At 63.2% G+C, this 17,962-nt stretch carries 21 protein-coding genes; 11 read left to right on the top strand and 10 right to left on the bottom strand.

Annotation, left to right across the window (positions count from 1 at the left end):
* Nucleotides 1-24: 24 nt before the first annotated feature.
* The 3 genes from AC1RQP_RS17160 to AC1RQP_RS17150 form a co-directional block, all read right to left on the bottom strand.
* Nucleotides 25-588: a cytochrome P460 family protein gene (locus AC1RQP_RS17160; protein ID WP_492937805.1), complete on the bottom strand. Its 564-nt coding sequence runs from the start codon at nt 586-588 to the stop codon at nt 25-27.
* 72 nt (nt 589-660) lie between these two features.
* Nucleotides 661-1,689: an alpha/beta fold hydrolase gene (locus AC1RQP_RS17155; protein ID WP_492937804.1), complete on the bottom strand. Its 1,029-nt coding sequence runs from the start codon at nt 1,687-1,689 to the stop codon at nt 661-663.
* Nucleotides 1,690-1,724: 35 nt separating this feature from the next.
* Nucleotides 1,725-2,144, bottom strand: a complete 420-nt coding sequence (locus AC1RQP_RS17150) for an organic hydroperoxide resistance protein (RefSeq protein WP_492937803.1) — start codon at nt 2,142-2,144, stop codon at nt 1,725-1,727.
* Between the two features lie 139 nt (nt 2,145-2,283).
* On the opposite strand from AC1RQP_RS17150, the gene AC1RQP_RS17145 reads away from it, so the two are divergent.
* Nucleotides 2,284-2,742, top strand: coding sequence for a hypothetical protein (locus AC1RQP_RS17145; protein WP_492937802.1), 459 nt, complete (start codon nt 2,284-2,286; stop codon nt 2,740-2,742).
* A 122-nt stretch (nt 2,743-2,864) separates the two neighbouring features.
* Here AC1RQP_RS17145 and AC1RQP_RS17140 read toward each other — a convergent pair whose 3' ends face one another.
* From AC1RQP_RS17140 to AC1RQP_RS17125, 4 genes are all read right to left on the bottom strand, one after another.
* On the bottom strand, nt 2,865-4,886 hold the full coding sequence (locus tag AC1RQP_RS17140) for a DUF3857 domain-containing transglutaminase family protein (protein WP_492937801.1): 2,022 nt from the start codon (nt 4,884-4,886) through the stop codon (nt 2,865-2,867).
* Between the two features lie 102 nt (nt 4,887-4,988).
* A complete protein-coding gene (locus AC1RQP_RS17135) occupies nt 4,989-5,669 on the bottom strand; it encodes a response regulator transcription factor (RefSeq protein WP_492937800.1) in 681 nt (226 codons plus the stop codon).
* 181 nt (nt 5,670-5,850) lie between these two features.
* Nucleotides 5,851-7,989: a DUF294 nucleotidyltransferase-like domain-containing protein gene (locus AC1RQP_RS17130; RefSeq protein WP_492937799.1), complete on the bottom strand. Its 2,139-nt coding sequence runs from the start codon at nt 7,987-7,989 to the stop codon at nt 5,851-5,853.
* A 72-nt stretch (nt 7,990-8,061) separates the two neighbouring features.
* Entirely contained in the window at nt 8,062-8,670 is a 609-nt protein-coding gene (locus tag AC1RQP_RS17125) for a hypothetical protein (RefSeq protein WP_492937798.1), read from the bottom strand.
* Nucleotides 8,671-8,940: 270 nt separating this feature from the next.
* Between AC1RQP_RS17125 and AC1RQP_RS17120 the strand changes: the two genes are divergently transcribed.
* The 6 genes from AC1RQP_RS17120 to AC1RQP_RS17095 all read left to right on the top strand — a co-directional run bounded on the left by AC1RQP_RS17120 (nt 8,941) and on the right by AC1RQP_RS17095 (nt 14,386).
* Complete coding sequence (locus tag AC1RQP_RS17120; protein ID WP_239620492.1) at nt 8,941-9,219, top strand: DUF4212 domain-containing protein; 279 nt, start codon at nt 8,941-8,943, stop codon at nt 9,217-9,219.
* A gap of 12 nt (nt 9,220-9,231) precedes the next feature.
* Nucleotides 9,232-11,211 carry a sodium:solute symporter family protein gene (locus AC1RQP_RS17115; protein ID WP_239620491.1) on the top strand — a complete coding sequence of 660 codons (1,980 nt, stop codon included), beginning with the start codon at nt 9,232-9,234 and terminating at the stop codon, nt 11,209-11,211.
* 204 nt (nt 11,212-11,415) lie between these two features.
* Nucleotides 11,416-11,736: a hypothetical protein gene (locus AC1RQP_RS17110; RefSeq protein WP_492937797.1), complete on the top strand. Its 321-nt coding sequence runs from the start codon at nt 11,416-11,418 to the stop codon at nt 11,734-11,736.
* Nucleotides 11,733-12,056 carry a hypothetical protein gene (locus AC1RQP_RS17105; protein ID WP_239620488.1) on the top strand — a complete coding sequence of 108 codons (324 nt, stop codon included), beginning with the start codon at nt 11,733-11,735 and terminating at the stop codon, nt 12,054-12,056. The genes AC1RQP_RS17110 and AC1RQP_RS17105 overlap by 4 nt, the downstream gene beginning before the upstream one ends.
* A gap of 92 nt (nt 12,057-12,148) precedes the next feature.
* Entirely contained in the window at nt 12,149-12,517 is a 369-nt protein-coding gene (locus tag AC1RQP_RS17100; protein WP_492937796.1) for a hypothetical protein, read from the top strand.
* Nucleotides 12,518-12,760: 243 nt separating this feature from the next.
* The gene (locus AC1RQP_RS17095) at nt 12,761-14,386 is read left to right on the top strand and encodes an MFS transporter (protein WP_239629534.1); all 1,626 of its coding nucleotides are present in this window, start codon (nt 12,761-12,763) and stop codon (nt 14,384-14,386) included.
* A 65-nt stretch (nt 14,387-14,451) separates the two neighbouring features.
* Here the strand turns inward: AC1RQP_RS17095 and AC1RQP_RS17090 are convergent, their stop codons facing one another.
* From AC1RQP_RS17090 to AC1RQP_RS17080, 3 genes are read right to left on the bottom strand one after another with little or no spacing between them, the layout of a single operon-like run.
* Entirely contained in the window at nt 14,452-14,925 is a 474-nt protein-coding gene (locus AC1RQP_RS17090; RefSeq protein WP_239620484.1) for a secondary thiamine-phosphate synthase enzyme YjbQ, read from the bottom strand.
* Between the two features lie 8 nt (nt 14,926-14,933).
* Nucleotides 14,934-15,449, bottom strand: a complete 516-nt coding sequence (locus AC1RQP_RS17085) for a hypothetical protein (protein WP_028178156.1) — start codon at nt 15,447-15,449, stop codon at nt 14,934-14,936.
* A gap of 41 nt (nt 15,450-15,490) precedes the next feature.
* Nucleotides 15,491-15,733: a hypothetical protein gene (locus tag AC1RQP_RS17080; RefSeq protein WP_492937795.1), complete on the bottom strand. Its 243-nt coding sequence runs from the start codon at nt 15,731-15,733 to the stop codon at nt 15,491-15,493.
* Between the two features lie 75 nt (nt 15,734-15,808).
* On the opposite strand from AC1RQP_RS17080, the gene AC1RQP_RS17075 reads away from it, so the two are divergent.
* From AC1RQP_RS17075 to AC1RQP_RS17060, 4 genes are all read left to right on the top strand, one after another.
* On the top strand, nt 15,809-16,183 hold the full coding sequence (locus AC1RQP_RS17075) for an AtpZ/AtpI family protein (RefSeq protein ID WP_239620475.1): 375 nt from the start codon (nt 15,809-15,811) through the stop codon (nt 16,181-16,183).
* A 111-nt stretch (nt 16,184-16,294) separates the two neighbouring features.
* Nucleotides 16,295-17,044 carry a F0F1 ATP synthase subunit A gene (locus AC1RQP_RS17070; protein WP_061882481.1) on the top strand — a complete coding sequence of 250 codons (750 nt, stop codon included), beginning with the start codon at nt 16,295-16,297 and terminating at the stop codon, nt 17,042-17,044.
* Nucleotides 17,045-17,097: 53 nt separating this feature from the next.
* Nucleotides 17,098-17,328 carry a F0F1 ATP synthase subunit C gene (locus AC1RQP_RS17065; protein WP_007599451.1) on the top strand — a complete coding sequence of 77 codons (231 nt, stop codon included), beginning with the start codon at nt 17,098-17,100 and terminating at the stop codon, nt 17,326-17,328.
* A gap of 65 nt (nt 17,329-17,393) precedes the next feature.
* Entirely contained in the window at nt 17,394-17,957 is a 564-nt protein-coding gene (locus AC1RQP_RS17060) for a F0F1 ATP synthase subunit B (protein ID WP_239620473.1), read from the top strand.
* The last annotated feature ends 5 nt before the right edge of the window (nt 17,958-17,962 follow it).

Below are 17,962 nucleotides of genomic sequence, written 5' to 3'. Positions count from 1 at the left end.
TCTCCAATTCCTCTCTCCGGATGCTCAGGGCGCCAGGCGCGTGAAGACGTAATCGTGACTCCTGGCTCGAGCCTCGTGGCAGGCGAAGCAGGTGCGATGCTGGGCCTCGTCCACCGGCCTGCCGTTGATGAAGCGGCCGAAACCCCAGCCACCGGTGGCAGCGTATTTCTTGGAATCCTTGACCATCACCTGGACCGTGGTGGCGGCGCCGGGAATGGTTGCGGACGCGAACTCCGGCGATTGCTTCCGCTTCCAGGCGCGCTTGACCAGAATGGTGCCGTCCGGGAACGGGAGTTTCCCGGCCTGATAGGCTTCGATTGCGGTCTGGTTGCCGACCACAGCGCGAAGCTCGTCGAGTGGCACCGCCTCCTCGGCCGGCGCGACCAGCTCCCACTGCTTGTAGCCTTGCGGAATCGTGACGCCGAAGATCGGTGAGGCATCCGCCGCGCTGCGTTCTGCCGGCCCCTCTGCGGAGGCGATCGTGACGAGATACGGCCCGCAGGTCAGGAGCACGACAAGCAAGACCACCGTCAGCACGAACATCGTGGCGTAGAAGGACTTCTTCTTTTCAGGTTCGGTTGGCGACATGACGTCCTTCAAGCTGGGATCAACGGGGCGATCCTCGATCCAGCCGGGCTGGACCGAGGTGCTGACAGATGCTCAGGCGCCGTCGGCGTCGACGACGGCCTTGGCAAAAGCTTGCGGTGCTTCCTGCGGCAGATTATGGCCAATGCCGCCGGTGATCAGGCGAAACTCGTAACGGCCCGAGAATTTCCTGGCATAGGCGCTCGGATCGGGATGCGGCGCGCCGTTGGCGTCGCCTTCCATCGTGATGGTCGGCACATCGATGACGGGAGCCGCCGCGAGCTTCTTTTCGAGATGCTCGTACTTCGCCTCGCCCTGGGCGAGCCCGAGCCGCCAGCGGTAATTGTGGATCGTGATCGCGACATGATCCTTGTTGTCGAGCGCCGCCGCGCTGCGATTGAAGGTGGCGTCGTCGAACTTCCACTGCGGCGAGGCGAGCTTCCAGATCAGCTTGGCGAAATCGTGCGTGTACTTCTCGTATCCGGCGCGGCCGCGCTCGGTGGCGAAGTAGAACTGGTACCACCATTGCAGCTCCGCCTGCGGCGGCAACGGCGCACTGCCGGCAGCCTGGCTGGAAATCAGATAGCCGCTGACCGACACCAGTGCGCGGCAGCGGTCGGGCCACAGCGCGGCGATGACGTCCGCGGTGCGCGCGCCCCAGTCGAACCCGGCGACGACGGCTTTCTTGATATCGAGCTTGTCCATCAGCGCGATGATGTCGACGGCCATCGCCGCAGGCTCGCCGTTGCGCGGCGTTTCACTGGAGAGGAAGTGCGTCGTGCCGTAGCCGCGCAAATAAGGGATGATCACGCGATAGCCGGCCTTCGCCAGGATCGGCGCGACATCGACAAAGGCGTGAATGTCGTAGGGCCAGCCGTGCAGCAGGATCGCGACGGGACCGTTCGAGGGTCCCACCTCCGCATAACCGATGTTGAGAACGCCGGCGTCGATCTGCTTGATCGCCCCGAAGGACGCATTCGATGCGGAGGATCGAAGCGGTTCCGTCTCGGCACGTGCGAGATCGATCACGCCGAGACCGACGGCGACGGCTCCTGTGGCGATGCCGAGAAACTGGCGGCGGTGCTCATCGATGATCTGCTTCATGGCGTTGCGACCTCCTGGTGATTGATGATGCTGCGTCAGACCAGCGCGACCGTGACGTCGATGTTGCCGCGGACGGCCTTGGAGTAGGGGCAGGTTTGATGCGCTTCAGCGACGATGCCCTGTGCGGTCTCGCGATCGAGACCCGGCAGGCTGACATTGAGGCGCGCCCGGAGGGCATAAGTGCCTTCATCGAGAAGAAGATCGATTTCCGTATCGACCGCACTTTTCCTGGGAAGCACGATTTTCCGCTTGCGGGCTGCCATTTCCATCGCGCCTTCGAAGCAGGCCGACCAGCCGGCTGCGAACAATTGCTCGGGATTGGTGCCGATGCCTGCGCCACCTGGCGGCGACAGCCTGACGTCAAGGCGACCGTCGGAACTGCGCGACATGTCGTCGTGCCGCCCACCGCGGGTGTGCGTCCGGGCCGTGTAGAGCAGTTCTGCCGCTTGCGTCATGAAAGTCTCCTTGGCGCTGCGCAACCAACTAGCAGCGGCGCGCCCGGGAGACGCGTTTAGACTTGTGAGAAGTTGTGAGGCTGGCGGAGAACCTGTTACGAGGCTTGCAAACGCGGTCTGATGCCGATGCAAAGCCGCCTTGCTGGATCGCTGCCTGCTGGCTATCCGGCGATGGCTGGAACAGGCCGGCAGCACATGGGCGGCGACACCGAATGCGGACGAACGGGCAATCCACTTCTCCGCGCTTCACAACGTGCGTGCCGCGCTGGACTGGTGTTTTGGCGCGGGCGGCGACCCCAACACCGGCATTGCGCTCGCCGCCGCGGCAGCGCCGATCTTCCTCGCGATGTCCCTCTTGACCGAATGCCGGCGCTGGTCGGAACGGGCGCTGCTTGCGATTGCCCCCTCCTCGCGCAGCCGCAGCAAGGGCGCGAAAGCCTGGGAACTGCGCGCGGCAATCGATCTTGCCGAACTCCTTGTCGAACGCGACCGGCGCGAGGAAGCAGGGCTATTGCTTCAATCGGCGCTCGAAGGCTTCGCCGAGCGCTCGGAGACCGCGGATATCACGGCGGCCAACAGCCTACTGCAGACATCATAGAGGTGTACGGTATCAAGCTCCGTCATCCGAAGGTGCGAGGCATGGGACGCAATGCGTCCCATGGGGAGCCTCGAAGGATGGACGGCCAAGATGGCAACCGGGCCGTGGCTTGCATCCAATGATCACCGCCGGGAAAACAGGATACTGATCAGGAAGATCAGCACCCAACCACCCCACACGACATACCAAATCAGGCGAAGGGCGAACAGGAAACGCGCCTTTAGGCTCAACCATTGGCGAATCCTGCCGAACTGTTCGCGACCTGTGAGGATGAACAGGTTTTCCCGAAGCTTCTTCGCGATGTCGTTATAGGTCTGAACTTCGGCGGCGGCGAGCGACCAAGCATCAATCACCAGTTCCTGGGATGCCGTTACCGCTCGCCCATTCACCAACGATCGATCTACGAAACTGACGCCGGGGGCTTCGAGCCGATACAACCAGCCGTCGCCGCGCCAACGGCTCGGCATGTTCAGCTGGACGAATCCTGTCATCTTGCGCGGACGACCGAGCGCGATGTCGGTCTCGCGGCGCTCACCCGGAAGAGGCTGCAATTCCCCGCCCAGCGCGCGTGCAACAACGAGCTTCAGTTGCGATTGCTCGTCGTCGGGTTTCCAGCAATTGCGTACCTCGTAATTCAAACTCAAGGTAATCGTATTGCGATCTTTGTCGTCCTGAATCTCCATCGGAGCGGTCTCGGCGACGCCGGGCCAGACGTCCTGCAAGTCCCGCAGCATGGTCTGGGCAAATGTGCCCGGACCATCGTTGGCGAAGCGATTCCGTATCGCGTCGGCGGCCCAGAAGGAATAGTCGATCTTGCGCCTGACGATTGCCGGCGACGTCACCTTCGGTCCAACCGTGATGTCGTCTTCCCAATGCAGGATGTGGAGAGCCGCACCGCTCCCGAGTTCTTCCAACCCGACCGTCTCTCGCGACAGCGGAAGTCCCCATCCGATATGCGGCTGGAAGACGTTCTTGAGGGTACCAGACTGAACGCTGGCTGTCGGGTCGAGCCAGTAGGTCCCAGCATCCAACCGCAGGCGAACGATGCAGTGATCGAACACGGCCGAACTCGGGAGAAACCGGATCAGGGAATTACCATGTGTCGTCGAAACCAGGGCCGCACAGGCGTCGAGCCCCATCCGCCGGGCGCCGGCGACATAAAGGGTTGCCGCATCCTTGCAGTCACCAAAGCGCGTGCTCCAGATCGTGTCGAGGGCGCGCGGCGTCAGCCCGCCCTCGCCCAGCGAAAATGCAAAATAGCGCAATTCTCGCTGCACGAAGCGTAACCACTCGACAGCACGTTGATCGGGCTCCGGATAGGCCGCTGCGAGGCGATCGACCTCCTCCACGAGTGCAGGCGGAAGTTCAGCCCCTTCGTAGAATGTCGCAAGGAGACTTGCGACATCGTTCCAGCTTTCGAATTCGCTGAACTGAAGCGTTGGCCGGAGCAGCTCCCAAGACGGCGTCAACCCCTCGATCGCGCGGCGCTCCTGTCCAGTCATCTGCCAGCGAACATCCTCCACCTGCCCATCTACGACTACTGCCGGCGCAGGCGGATCGTTGAACGTCTTGGCAGTGACATTCCGCTCCAGCGGTCGCAGAAGCCTATGCCGGTGCTCGAACCACGGATTGAAGCAATCGAAGACAACCCACGCGGCATGGCGTCGCCCCAGAACCGGAACGTTGCCGTAGACGGTGACCGCAAGGTCAACGATGTCGCCGATCCGCACGTCCGGGATCAGCAGAGACGCGGTCAAACGCCCGTCGAAGATAAGGCGTTCCAGATTCGTCTCGCGCCGGAGCAACTGGAAAGCATCGACCTTCGCATGCTCGATGACCTCGGCACCACGCAAGACCCGCACGAAGTGGACGTCAATGCGCTGATAGCCGGGATCGAACTCGACGACCACATGCGCGGCGCGTTCTGCCCCCTCGCGCGTCAGAACCCGCTGGACGGTGCGGTAGTGCCAAGCTTGCTCGGAATTGTGCAGATCAACCTGCGAGTCATAGAGCAGGCGACAAAGTCCGCCGGCGACGCAGGAAACGTCCGCATCTGGAATTTCGGTTCGATAAGGCTGGTGATCAACCCAATCCGGCACCGGCGCGCAATGAAAGAGATCACGCGCACTCCATTCCAACCCCACGCCCCGGCTCCAAACGAAATCTGTTCTGACCAAGAGGTTGTAGCAATTGGCAGCCGCAACACAACATACTAAGCCGAAGGGACTTGCGGACTTTAACCATCCTCACCCCGTCGGCGTGCCCTGCTTCCACTGGCCGCCGGCGATCTTTGCGGCGGCAATCACGGCCTGGGTGCGGCTCTCGACGCCGAGCTTTTGCAGGATGGCCGAGACATGCGCCTTGATCGTGGCCTCGGAGACACCGAGCTCATAGGCGATCTGCTTGTTGAGAAGGCCCTCCGACAGCATCATGAGGACCCGGACCTGCTGCGGCGTCAGCGTCACCAGGCGATCGCGCAGACGGGTCATGTCGGGATCGGCCGCAGCCGACAGGTCGGTGTCGGCGGGAACCCAGACGTCGCCTTCCATCACTTTAAGGATGGCATCGCGCAACGTCTCGACCCCGAAACGCTTCGGGATGAAGCCGGAAGCACCGAAATCGAGCGAGCGGCGGATCGTGGCGCTGTCGTCGGACGCCGAGACGATCACGACCGGAATCGCCGGATATTGCGCGCGCAGATAGATCAGACCGGAAAAGCCGGAGATCCCGGGCATCGAGAGGTCGAGCAGGATCAGGTCGACGTCGGAGGTCTGCTCCAGCAGCCCGGTCAGGTCCTCGAAGGATCCGGCCTCGTCGATCCTGGCCGACGGGAGGACACCCGCCACCGCCTGTCGCAGCGCATCGCGGAACAAGGGATGGTCATCGGCGATGACGAGATGGGTGTTTGCATTGGCTGTTGCAGTCATCTGTTCCGCAGGCCGACGAAGGATCGGGAAAGAATTTCAACTCGTTGCTGATCAAGCAGCAATGACGATTGTTCACTGACTGGAGCCGTCTTGCAAGGCAACCTTCCGCCCGCCGTCGCAAGGCAGTTAATCACAGCCGCGAACCAATTGATGCTGCAACGCAAAAAGCCGCTGACGGGTCTCATAAATCCCTGAACAGCAGGTCCCGGGTCAAATCATCGATCACGGCGACCGCTTGAAGCGCTGCCCTCAATCGCTCGCGGTCACGGGCCGACAATCGCTTGACCAACACCGCATTAGAGGGCGGCGTCCCCTGCGCCACATCCGCAATCTGTTGCGACACGATCAGCTCCAGAAAGACACCATGGGCCTCGTCGAGCGCATCGAGATCGGTCTCGCCACGGCCAACCACGGCCTTCACACCCGCGAGTCGCTGCGATGTCGACCGGCCCATCACATGGTAGCGAATCGCCATCGCACGCGCTGCAGCGACCAGGCCGAACAGCCCCGCCGCCTTGAGGTCGATGCGACCGCCTTCAGTGCGGATGCCGCCGAAGAATTTCAGGCTCGCGGGGACGCTGATCCCTTCGACCAGAAGCTTGGCGAATGCGACCTGCCCCTCGGCTGCCGCGAAGGCCGCCTGCCTGACGGAGACGGCAAGGCTGCCGTCGCCATGAACGGCCCGTAGATCGAAGAAGATATCCACCGACAGCAGATCCTTTGGACTTGAGCGCCAGACCCAGTGCTCGATGCGGTCCCGCCACGTTGCAACAGAGCCGCGCCAGGGCGGGTTTTTCGCCATGACGCCCCCCTTGCAATAGGGCACACCGGCCTCGTGCAGAATATCTGCAACGTGCGCCCCGAACGTCTCAAACCAGCGATCCTCGTCGCCTCCCGGCTCGCCTTGCCCGAAGATCACGGCACTGTCCTGATCCATCGCCAGCAGGCTTTCGCCGCGTCCGGCAGACCCGAGCACGACCAGCGTGTATGGCGTTGGGGGGGCGCCCTCGCCGCGTTCCCGCATGAGCCGCTCGGCTATCACAGCGGCCTGACGGGTGAGGGCGCAGAGCTCGCTGGAAATCACCTCAGCAACCTGACGGCCGGACAATCCTTCCGCCAGGAGCACCTCCGCAACCCGCGGCAACTTCGCCCAGGCCAGCGCCAATGCCTGCGAATCCGCGGCATCCTCGATCTCGTCCCCGAGCGAGATGGCCTCCCCTGCCCGCAGACGCAGCAGGTCCCGCGCGGACAACGCACCGACCACCCGGCCGGCCTCATCGACAACGCCGAGATGACGGGTCTTGAGGCGATTCATCCGGCCAATCGCGCGATAGACGAGCGCGTCCTCGGGAATCGACGCCAGCGGCCTGCTCATGATCCGGTGCACCGGCAGCTCCAGCGCCGGGGCACCGAGCCGGGCGATCGCCCGCAGCACGTCGCGCTCGGTAACGATCCCGGCCTCGACGGCCTTGACGTCGTCCGCGGCCGCATCCGGCGCACCGACGTACACAGCCGATATTCTCTCGCTGGTCATTCGCGCCAGGGCGTCGCCTACCGAAACCTCCGCACCGACGAAAATGGCGGGATACCGCATGATGTCGCGGTTGCGGTGGCGATAGGCATAGGCGTCGAACCGCTTCAGCGTTTGCTCTGCATCGATGCGGGCTGTCGCTTCGACCGCCTCGATCCAGCCCATCCGCACCTGATCGTCGAGCACGGCGGTGAGCGCGCGACAGACCCGCTCGGCTTGAGCAACGGTCCGGATGCCGTGCTCGCGCAGCCTCGGCAGCAGCGCCAGGAAGATCCGTGCCGTCGTGACCGCATCGCCGAGAGCGGAATGCCGGCCGGCCACGTCAATGCCAAGCCAGGCCGCAAGATTCTCCAGCTGGTATCCGCCGAGGTCCGGCGCAACGATCTCCGCGAGCAGTCTGGTGTCGAGCGTTCGAGGCCGGGACCATGGCAATCCCGCCAGATCGCATTCGCGCTTCAGGACCGCCAGATCGAAACCGATCATGTGCCCGATGACGACAGCCCGACCGAGAAACGCCTCGAAACGCGGCCAGACCTCCACAAACAGCGGCGATTCGGCGACCGTGGCATCATCGATGCCGTGAATGCGCGTCGTCTCGGCGGGGATCGGTTGATCGGCCGGCCGCAGCAATTGAACGAACGAACCGCCGTCGACCAGCTTTCCGGCCGACAGACGCACGCCGGCAAGCTCAATCACCCGCGCCTTGCGCGGATCGAGCCCGGTCGTTTCGGCATCGATGACAACGGCGTCGAGCGACAAAAGCGGGGCAGCACCACTTGTCGTATCCATTGTCCTCCCTCGGAAGGCCCGGACCGTGCGATGCCGGCCGGCAAACCGGGCATTGGCAGAGGCCGGGCGATGCTACGCCAGCAGCCTGTTGGTCACCGCAGCCGCATCGATGCGATCGACCAATTCGTCATGGATGTTGCACAGGCTGACGCGCAGGTAATTGCGTATCGTCTCGAAATCCCGTCCGCGCAGTTTTTCGTGGATCGGCATCATCGCGAAATAGGTTTCCGCCAGCGGCTCGGGAATATCCATCACGCGCTTGGGCGCATGCCCGCCAACGAGGTCGAGCCGCTGCTCCAGCTCGCGCCGGGCCTGAAACCAGGCGTCCTCGCCGATCGACGGCGGCACTGGATAACGGTCGAAAACCGAGAGGACGACGAGGATCATCCGGTCGAGAACCGCCCGGCGCTGCATGCCGGCATGTGGGCGCAATACCCCCTCGACCATCTCGCCGACCATCGCAAGCCCGAGCGGATAAGCCTGCCAGCGCGAACGTTCGACGGCTAGTGCAAATCCTTCCTCGGCAAACAGCACCTTGGCGTAGTGGCCGGCGCGGGCACGCGAATACTCGTAGATGCCCTTTTGCACGATGAATGCCGACTGCGCGTCGATGAAGTCGGCAAGTGCCTCGCGGTCGCCAATCGGCGGCCGGGGACGAAAGAACTTTTGCAGCAGCTTCATCGCAGTCCGATCCTGCCAGACGGAATCGCCGTGCTATCCCGCGCTCGCTGCGCCCGAATTGTCAACGGCCGCAACGCCGTTCGCATCCGCAGCATCGGTTCCCTCCGAAAGTATTAGAAAGACCGCGGCATTCCTGATGTTAGCCTCCGACATTCCAAACTGGCGAAAGACCGGTTGGAAGGCGGCACGAGGGGGGCCGCAGCGACGGGTATGCAACCCCTCGATTCCTCCGGCTCGCATGCCGGAGTTGTGACAGAGGAAATGCAGCCCATGCCTGACTCCCACAATCTCAGAGAACGAGAAGAAGCCCACTGGCGCAAGACCTCGCGCCTGATGCTGATCAACCTCGGCATCTGGTTCTTCTTCGGATACGTCATCCACATGTTCGTGGTTCCGCTCAACACCATCCAGTTGCCGATCCTTGGCTTCCCGCTCGGTTTCTATATGGCCGCGCAGGGTTCGCTGATCGCCTTCGTGGTCATCCTGTTCGTGTTCGCCAGACAGCAGGACAAGATCGACCGCGAATACGGTTTTGCAGAAGACGACTAGGGGGGATGGAACATGGCTACGCAGGCCTCAACCGGCGGCTCCGACTTTCTCAGCAACCTTGGGCGGATCTACGGCTTCTACACCGGTGGATTCGTCGCGTTTGTGCTTCTGCTCGCCGTCCTCGAGATGATCGGGGTGCCGAACAAGGTTCTAGGCTATCTGTTCGTGTTCTTCACGCTCGCGGTCTACGCCATCATCGGCGTTCTGTCGCGAACGGCGCAAGTTTCGGAATACTACGTGGCGGGCCGCAGCGTGCCGGCGTTCTACAACGGCATGGCCACCGGTGCCGACTGGATGTCGGCAGCGTCCTTCGTGGGCATGGCGGGCACGCTGTTCCTGCTCGGCTATGACGGGCTTGCCTGGGTGCTCGGATGGACCGGCGGCTTCGTGCTGGTCTCCATCCTGATCGGGCCTTATCTGCGCAAATTCGGCGCCTATACGGTGCCCGACTTTCTGTCCTTCCGTTATGGCGGCAATTTCGCCCGGGGGCTCGGCGTCATCGTGCTCGTCGCCTGCTCGTTCACCTATGTGACGGCGCAGATCTACGGCACGGGCATCATCGCCTCGCGCTTCCTCGGAATGCAGTTCGAGCTCGCGGTTTTCGCGGGACTGGTCGGCATCCTGGTCTGCTCGATGCTGGGCGGCATGCGCGCGGTGACCTGGACGCAGGTGGCCCAATACATCGTGCTGATCATAGCCTACCTGACGCCGATCGTGATCCTGTCGACCAAGATCTACGGGATACCGATTCCCCAGCTGACCTATGGACATGCGATCGCGGACATCACGGCGCGCGAACAGGAGATGCTCGCCAACGGACTGGCGGCGGCAGCAAGCCTCAAGCCGCACATTCAGCCGTTCCTCAGCTACAGTCCGCTGAACTTCTTTGCGATCATCCTCTGCATGATGGTCGGCACGGCCTCGCTGCCGCACATCCTGATGCGCTACTTCACGACGCCGTCGGTGCGTGAGGCGCGGCAATCCGTAGCATGGTCGCTGCTGTTCATCTTCCTCCTGTACTTCTCGGCGCCTGCCTACGCAGCGTTCTCCAAGCTGGAGGTGTACACGAACATCATCGGGCGCGATCTGTCCGCGATCAGACCCTGGCTGTTCAGCTGGGGCGAGCTCGGGCTGATCCAGATCTGCGGCAAGAACGCCGTCAACATCGACGCCGTCATTGCCGCGTGCAAGGCCGTTGCCGGTCACCCCGGTGTGGTCCGGCTGCAGGACTTCGTCATCAACACGGACGTGATCGTGCTCTCGACACCGGAGATCGCGGGGCTTCCCTACGTGATCTCCGGCCTCGTCGCGGCCGGCGGCCTGGCTGCCGCTCTGTCCACCGCCGATGGGCTGCTGCTCGCGATCGCCAATGCATTGTCGCACGACGTCTACTACAAGATGATCGATCCGAACGCGCCGACGGCGCGCCGGCTGATCATCGCGCGCGTGCTGCTGCTGGCGGTCGCGGTCATTGCCGCGGCGACGGCCGCCACCAAGCCCGGGGATATCCTGGCCATGGTCGGCTGGGCGTTCTCCCTGGCGATGGCGGGCAATTTCCCGGCGCTCGTGATGGGGGTCTGGTGGAAGCGCACGACGTCCGCGGGCGCGGTCTGCGGCATCATCGCCGGATTTGGGCTGTGCATGTTCTACCTGCTGGTCACGCGCTATTTCCCGGGCGCCGGCGTCCAGTACTTCGGCATGACGTCGCTGCTCAATCCGGTCACCGGCGCACCGCTGGTCGACATCGTCAAGGCCATGGCATTGCCCAACGCCATGGAGAGTTGGCCGACGCTGGCCCACCCGCTGGCCAACAAGGTGGGTTGGTTCAACCTCAACAACATCGCATGCGGTTTGCTGGGTGCGCCCTTCGGCTTCGCGGTGATCATCGTCGTGAGCCTGCTGGGACGGGCGCCGTCGCGGGAAATGCAGGCCTATGTCGACGAGATCCGCAAGCCGCGAGGCCGCACGGTGCTCGAAGAGAAAACGACCTGAGCGGATCGGATGGATTGCGACAAACGGGGCCTTGCGAGGCCCCGTTTTTGTTTGCGACCGGTGGCGCTCGCTTGCCCCGAACCGCCTGCCTTGACATTGTTGCGTGCGGAGGCTGGTGCAGCATGTCCGACGGCCCGGGCGGAGCGAGCGCCCCTCGCAAGACCATGCTGCTTCCACAGCGACGCCCGGGAGGAGGACCCGATCTTGGACATTGCCGACTCGCTCGTCAGATACTGGTATTTTCACCTGCCGAACTTCGTTCTGGCGGCTCTGATGTACACCATGCTCGGCCGCTTCCTGCTTGGCCTCTTCGTCGACGCCGGCTCGCCGAATTATATCTGGCGCTTCTTCTGCCGCTTCACCGATCCGGTGCTCACCGCCATTGCAACCGTCACGCCGAAGGCAGTTCCTCCAGCCGTCGTGTGGCTGTTCGGTTTTGTCTGGATGTTCTGGTTGCGGATCGTGCTGCACTACACATTGCTCGTGCTCAATCTCGCGCCGCGGCTTGCGGGAGGAGGATCATGAGCCGCAACTTCTTCCTGATCGGTATTGCCTTCTTCGCAATGATCAACGGCCTCTTCAACCAGCTTTGGCTGATCTTCGCCTTGCTCTATGTCCAGCCGCTCGCAGGCCCTCTTCTGTTCGGAAGCATGTCGCTGACGCTGATGTTCGCCTCGCTGATGGTCTCGACTGCTACCGTCATCCTGGGCGGCATTCCCGCCGCCATCTACGAACGCGTCACCGGCGCACAGGAGTCGAACGGCGTCTCGCTTTGGATCTGGCTGGCCGGCACGGCTATCCTGGCGCTCCCCGCCGCCGGCAATTTCATCAGCATCGGCCTCTGAACGGCGGGCGGGAACCATTGAAGGCAGGCCCCGCAGGGACTACCCTAAGCCGCATCTCGATCCCAATGAGCCAGGCGATGGAGTCCCTCCTCATGGAAGAAATGCGCCGCATCGCCTTTGAAACGGTCCTGCGCGCGTGCGGATTTGCCTCCCTCGCCATATTCTGCGTCATGATCGCCCTTTCGTTTCTGCCGCGCTCCGCGTTTCAGGCGGGGGGCTTTCTGAGCCTGATCATGACACTGGTGCTTCTCCTGAAGGCAGAGGAGGCGCGGACCAAAGACCACCGCCGCACCGAGATGTGGCTGTATCTTCCAAAAGACCGACGCCCGCCCCAGCCGCATGCACAAAAAACAGTCTCAGCGGTGATGCGAGAGACCTATCTGGTGTTTGCATACTGGTCTGCGCTGGTGTCCGTCGTGATGTGGATTGTCGCGATGGGCTTTTCCGTACTTGGACTTTAGTTTGAGGCTGCAGACCCCACGGTATTTCGTTGCTGCGGTTCCGTGATTTCTGACCGGTATCTACGCGGTCCCTCCCATTCGCGTCGAAAGTACTATTGGGCCGGACGCGGCAGGCATGTAATTGCTCGCTCCCTATTGGTGGCGCGCCTATGTGGCGCGGATCGGTTCTTGAAAAGAAAACAAGCGGGAGCGAATCGGATGACGACAGTAACTGCAACATCGGCACCATCTGCCAGCGCCGGCATGACGAAAGACGAACGGTTCGTCATTCTCGCCTCCTCGCTCGGTACCGTGTTCGAGTGGTACGACTTCTATCTCTACGGTTCGCTGGCAAGCATCATCGGCGCCCAGTTCTTCTCGGCCTATCCGCCCGCAACCCGCGACATCTTCGCGTTGCTGGCGTTCGCCGCCGGCTTCCTGGTCCGCCCCTTCGGCGCCATCGTGTTCGGCCGCATCGGCGACATCGTCGGCCGCAAATACACCTTCCTCGTCACCATCCTGATCATGGGTCTGTCGACCTTCATCGTCGGCCTGCTGCCCAACGCCGCGACCATCGGCATCGCGGCACCGATCATCCTGATCATCTTGCGTCTTGCCCAGGGTCTGGCGCTCGGTGGCGAATACGGCGGTGCCGCGACCTACGTCGCGGAACATGCGCCGAACGGCAAGCGCGGCTACTACACCTCCTTCATCCAGACCACGGCGACGCTCGGCCTGTTCCTGTCGCTGCTGGTGATCCTGTTCACCCGTTCCGCGCTCGGCGAAGCGGACTTCGCGGCCTGGGGCTGGCGCATCCCGTTCCTGGTCTCGGTGCTGCTGCTCGGCGTCTCGGTCTGGATCCGGCTTCGCCTCAACGAATCGCCGATCTTCCAGAAGATGAAGGACGAAGGGAAGGGTTCGAAGGCGCCGCTGACGGAAGCCTTCGGCAACTGGCAGAACGGCAAGCTCGTGCTGCTCGCCCTGCTCGGCGGCGTGATGGGCCAGGGCGTGGTCTGGTACACCGGCCAGTTCTACGCGCTGTTCTTCCTGCAATCGATCCTGAAGGTCGACGGCTATACCGCCAACCTCCTGATCGCCTGGTCGCTGCTGCTCGGCACCGGCTTCTTCATCGTATTCGGCATGCTCTCCGACAAGATCGGCCGCAAGCCGATCATTCTCGGCGGCTGCCTGATCGCGGCGCTGACCTTCTTCCCGATCTTCAAGATGATCACCACCAACGCCAACCCGGCGCTGGAGAAGGCCATCGAGCAGACCAAGGTCGAGGTGGTGGCCGATCCCGCAGGCTGCGGCGACCTGTTCAACCCGGTCGGCACCCGCGTCTTCACCGCACCTTGCGACACCGCGCGCGCCTTCCTGTCGCAGTCGTCGGTCAAGTACTCGACGACATCCGGTCCCGCCGGCTCCGGCGTGAAGATCATGATCAACGGCAAGGAGCTGCCCTACACGAACGCCAAGGACAGCAACCCGGCGGTTCTCGCCGCGGTGCAGGCGGCGGGCTATCCGAAGGCGGGCGACGCCGGCATCGTGAAGATGTCGCATCCGCTCGACATCTTCCGCCCGCAGGTGGCGGCGATCATCGGCCTGCTGTTCATCCTGGTGCTGTTCGTCACCATGGTGTACGGCCCGATTGCAGCAATGCTGGTCGAACTGTTCCCGACCCGCATCCGCTACACCTCGATGTCGCTGCCCTACCACATCGGCAACGGCTGGTTCGGCGGCCTCTTGCCGGCGACCGCCTTCGCCATCGTGGCCTCGACCGGCGACATCTATGCCGGCCTCTGGTACCCGATCATCTTCGCGTCCATCACCGTCGTGATCGGTTTCTTCTTCCTGCCCGAGACCAAGGACGTCGACATCAAGGCGACCTGATCGAAGCAGTAATCGACAACACGAACCGGCCGCGGACTCCCCGCGGCCGGTTTTGTCTTGTGCGCTTACTGATTGCTGCCGATGAATTGCAGCACGACCTCGCGGCGGTGCGGGCGGCTGCGATGCTCGACCAGATAGATCGCCTGCCAGGTGCCGAGCGCGAGCTTCCCGTTCAGGACCGGCACATGAAGCGAAGTCTGCGTCAGCATGGTCTTGATGTGCGCGGGCATGTCGTCGGGCCCCTCGGTGTCATGGGTCCAGCCGGCGTTCTCCGGTGCGAGCCGTGACAGTGCCGTGGTGAGATCGACCAGCACGGAGGGATCGGCGTTCTCCTGAATCGTCAGCGAGGCCGAGGTGTGGCGGATGAACAGCGTCAACGCGCCGTCGCGCGCGTGAACGTCCTTGATGAATTTCGTCGCTTCCGCGGTGAGATCGACGAAGGTTCGCCCGGGCGTCGGCACCGTCAACAGGGCGGTACCGATGGCCGTGGCCTGCACGGTCGATGGCACCGAACGCGTCAGCTGTTTCTCGGAGGTCATTCAAACTCTCAAATCTTGCCCGACACGTCCTTCTGCACGCGGTTGGCCATGTCGATCAGCCGCCGCCAGGCCTTTTCCAGGAACGACATCACGCGATCGACGTCCTGGTCGCTCGGCAGCGGGATCTCGATCTTGCGCTCGCCCTCGGCGGCCTTGGGCTCCGCCTTCTTCAACTGGTCGGATTTCGGCAGCGCCTCGTCGATCTTGCCCGACACAGTCGGCCCCGCCGCGAGCTGTCCCTTCAGCCTCTCGACCTCGGCCTGGAGCCTGCCGATCTCGGCGTCGAGTGCGGTCCGCTCGTCGGGCACCGCGTAGCAGGCCCAGCCGGCGTCGTTCTTGGTGCAGGTCGATACCGTGCCGGTGCGCGTGTCGAGCCGCAGCACGCCCTCGGCGATGGGCGTCATGCTGTAGCGGCCATTTTCGCCGTCGGGCGCGGATTGCGCGGCCACGAGGCCGCCGCTGACGACCATCACCGCGGCGGCCGCCGCAAGCCATGATGTTGTGGATGACGTCGCTGGTCTCATCGCCCTCTCCGCCACGGCACTGGTGCGGCTTTTGTGCAATTCTACACCCGCGTCAGGCGATCCGCCGCCAAAAACCGGCCTCTGGAATCAACGAACGCGGTAGCTTCTTTGATCCAGGCCGTGAGGCGAAAGGACAGCCGCGTCCGCCGATCATGAGGAGACCTGCTGCGGTGCGGCGTCACGCTGTGTGCAGCGCTGCCGCGCACGCCGATATCATCAAACAAATCAGATACATAACCGAAAGCGACGCAATCGTGACTTGGCTTGACTTGATTATGGGCCATCAGTATGGTCCGCGCGGCTTTTGAGGGTGACGGGCGCAATTTCCATTCAGCCGCAGCGTTTCGGGTCTTCGTTGCATGACACAGGGCACGGGACACGGCGAGGATGGAGATCGCGATAGATCGTCCGAGGAAGCCGCGCTTTCCGAACGGCTCGGAAGTCTTGATCAGCGGTTGTCCGAATTTCGCGACCGCCGGACCAAGACCGAGCAACCCGCAGGTGACGGTGGAGACAGAGCGGCCAGAGCCTCGGCGATGGCGCTTGGTTTCCGGTTATCCTCGGAGTTGATCGCCGGCGTCGCTGTCGGAGGGGGGATTGGCTGGGGGTTCGACCGCTTGCTGTCGACGTCGCCCTTCGGATTTATCGTGTTCCTGCTGCTGGGCTTCGTGGCTGGCGTGGTGAATGTGGTGAGAACGGCGGGCGCGGGTCAAAACAGGCGCGGCGATTCCTAGCGGATCCCACCAGGAGAGGAATGATCGTGCCGGCCTCGCCGGTACGGGCCGGCCCGGCCGGCAGACCGAGACCCGCCGGCATTGCCCGGCAGACCAAGAGATGCCGCGCTGATGAAAATCGATCCGATCCACCAGTTCAACATCGAGCCTCTCTTCACCCTGGGCCACATCGGCAATCACACGATCGCCTTCACCAATTCATCGCTCTACATGCTGGTGGCGGTGGCGATCATCTCGCTCCTGATGCTTGCCAGTGGCACGCAGCTGGTTCCCGGGCGCCTGCAGTCGGTCGCCGAAATCTCCTACGAATTCGTCGCCTCGACCATCCGTTCGACGGCCGGCGCGGAAGGCATGAAGTTCTTCCCGCTGATCTTCTCGCTGTTCATGTTCATCTGCGTCTCGAACCTGGTCGGCATCATCCCCTACACCTTCACGGTGTCGAGCCATCTGATCGTCACCGCGGCGCTCGCGCTGCTGGTGTTCTTCACGGTCCTGATCTACGGCCTCTACAAGAACGGCCTGAAATTCTTCAAGATCTTCGTTCCCCACGGCGTCCCCATCTACATCCTGCCGCTGGTCATGTTCATCGAGATCCTGTCGTTCTTCCTGCGGCCGGTCTCCCACAGCGTTCGTCTCTTCGCCAACATGCTGGCCGGCCACATCGCGCTGAAGGTGTTCGCGGGCTTCGTCGCCATGCTCGGCTTCTCGCTCGGCGCCATAGGCTGGATCGGCGGCGTACTGCCGCTGGCGCTCACGGTCGCGCTGACCTCGCTGGAAATCCTGGTCGCGTTCCTCCAGGCCTATGTGTTCGCGATCCTGACCTGCATCTACCTCAACGACGCCATTCATCCGGGACACTGAGCGGTCCGGGGAATTTCCACCCACAACCCCATCTTTCTTCCAAGGAGTCTAAAATGGATCCGGCAGCAGCAAAACTTATCGGCGCGGGCATCGCGTGCATCGGCATGGGCGGTGCGGGCGTCGGCGTGGGCGTGATCTTCGGCAACTACCTCGCCGCAGCCGTGCGCAACCCGTCGGCCGCTCAGGGCCAGTTCGGCAACCTGATCTTCGGCTTCGCCGTGACCGAAGCGCTCGGCATCTTCTCGCTGCTGATCGCGCTGCTGCTGCTGTTCGTTCCGCTCTGAGGACGACGTTTTTCGCGCCGTTCCAGTCCTTGGAACGGCGCGTGTGACAGCAACAGGAGAACTCCATGGCTGAGAGTCATGGCGGCGCGAAAGGTCCGGCGGGCGCTCACACCGAGGCTGACGGTGGTCACCACGGTGGCGGTTTTCCGCCGTTCGAGAGCAGCAGCTTCGCTTCACAGCTGGTGTCGCTCGCGATCTTCTTCGTCCTGCTTTACGTGATCGTGTCCAAGCTCGCCCTGCCGCGCATCGGCGGTGCGATCGAGGCGCGTCAGAACAAGATCGAGGGCGACCTCGCCGAAGCGCAGAAGCTGAAGGACCAGTCCGACGCTGCGCTGAAGGCCTATGAAAGCGAGCTCGCTGCGGCGCGCACGCGGGCGCAGGCAATCGGCAACGAATCCCGCGACAAGGCGAATGCGCAGGCGGAAGCCGAGCGCAAGGCGCTGGAAGAACAATTGGCAGCCAAGCTCGCCGGGGCGGAGAAGACCATCGCCTCGACCCGCGCCGCCGCCATGAGCAACGTCCGCGGCATCGCGGCCGATGCGGCAGGTCAGATCGTGCAACAGCTCACCGGCGTCGTTCCGGACGCCGCGTCGGTCAATGCCGCGGTCGATGCGTCCTTGAAGGGTTAGTCGAG

Source organism: Bradyrhizobium sp. GW821-FHT13H06, from assembly GCF_058803975.1.
Note: the sequence above shows the minus strand (reverse complement) of the source record. Positions and strands in the feature narration are given on the sequence as shown.

What these genes read in the sequence shown, in the direction of transcription:
- AC1RQP_RS17160 (WP_492937805.1), bottom strand. Translation starts at nt 588, where the DNA reads ATGTCGCCAACCGAACCTGAAAAGAAGAAGTCCTTCTACGCCACGATG.
- AC1RQP_RS17155 (WP_492937804.1), bottom strand. Translation starts at nt 1,689, where the DNA reads ATGAAGCAGATCATCGATGAGCACCGCCGCCAGTTTCTCGGCATCGCC.
- AC1RQP_RS17150 (WP_492937803.1), bottom strand. Translation starts at nt 2,144, where the DNA reads ATGACGCAAGCGGCAGAACTGCTCTACACGGCCCGGACGCACACCCGC.
- AC1RQP_RS17135 (WP_492937800.1), bottom strand. Translation starts at nt 5,669, where the DNA reads ATGACTGCAACAGCCAATGCAAACACCCATCTCGTCATCGCCGATGAC.
- AC1RQP_RS17130 (WP_492937799.1), bottom strand. Translation starts at nt 7,989, where the DNA reads ATGGATACGACAAGTGGTGCTGCCCCGCTTTTGTCGCTCGACGCCGTT.
- AC1RQP_RS17125 (WP_492937798.1), bottom strand. Translation starts at nt 8,670, where the DNA reads ATGAAGCTGCTGCAAAAGTTCTTTCGTCCCCGGCCGCCGATTGGCGAC.
- AC1RQP_RS17120 (WP_239620492.1), top strand. Translation starts at nt 8,941, where the DNA reads ATGCCTGACTCCCACAATCTCAGAGAACGAGAAGAAGCCCACTGGCGC.
- AC1RQP_RS17115 (WP_239620491.1), top strand. Translation starts at nt 9,232, where the DNA reads ATGGCTACGCAGGCCTCAACCGGCGGCTCCGACTTTCTCAGCAACCTT.
- AC1RQP_RS17105 (WP_239620488.1), top strand. Translation starts at nt 11,733, where the DNA reads ATGAGCCGCAACTTCTTCCTGATCGGTATTGCCTTCTTCGCAATGATC.
- AC1RQP_RS17100 (WP_492937796.1), top strand. Translation starts at nt 12,149, where the DNA reads ATGGAAGAAATGCGCCGCATCGCCTTTGAAACGGTCCTGCGCGCGTGC.
- AC1RQP_RS17095 (WP_239629534.1), top strand. Translation starts at nt 12,761, where the DNA reads ATGACGAAAGACGAACGGTTCGTCATTCTCGCCTCCTCGCTCGGTACC.
- AC1RQP_RS17090 (WP_239620484.1), bottom strand. Translation starts at nt 14,925, where the DNA reads ATGACCTCCGAGAAACAGCTGACGCGTTCGGTGCCATCGACCGTGCAG.
- AC1RQP_RS17085 (WP_028178156.1), bottom strand. Translation starts at nt 15,449, where the DNA reads ATGAGACCAGCGACGTCATCCACAACATCATGGCTTGCGGCGGCCGCC.
- AC1RQP_RS17080 (WP_492937795.1), bottom strand. Translation starts at nt 15,733, where the DNA reads ATGGCCCATAATCAAGTCAAGCCAAGTCACGATTGCGTCGCTTTCGGT.
- AC1RQP_RS17075 (WP_239620475.1), top strand. Translation starts at nt 15,809, where the DNA reads ATGACACAGGGCACGGGACACGGCGAGGATGGAGATCGCGATAGATCG.
- AC1RQP_RS17070 (WP_061882481.1), top strand. Translation starts at nt 16,295, where the DNA reads ATGAAAATCGATCCGATCCACCAGTTCAACATCGAGCCTCTCTTCACC.
- AC1RQP_RS17065 (WP_007599451.1), top strand. Translation starts at nt 17,098, where the DNA reads ATGGATCCGGCAGCAGCAAAACTTATCGGCGCGGGCATCGCGTGCATC.
- AC1RQP_RS17060 (WP_239620473.1), top strand. Translation starts at nt 17,394, where the DNA reads ATGGCTGAGAGTCATGGCGGCGCGAAAGGTCCGGCGGGCGCTCACACC.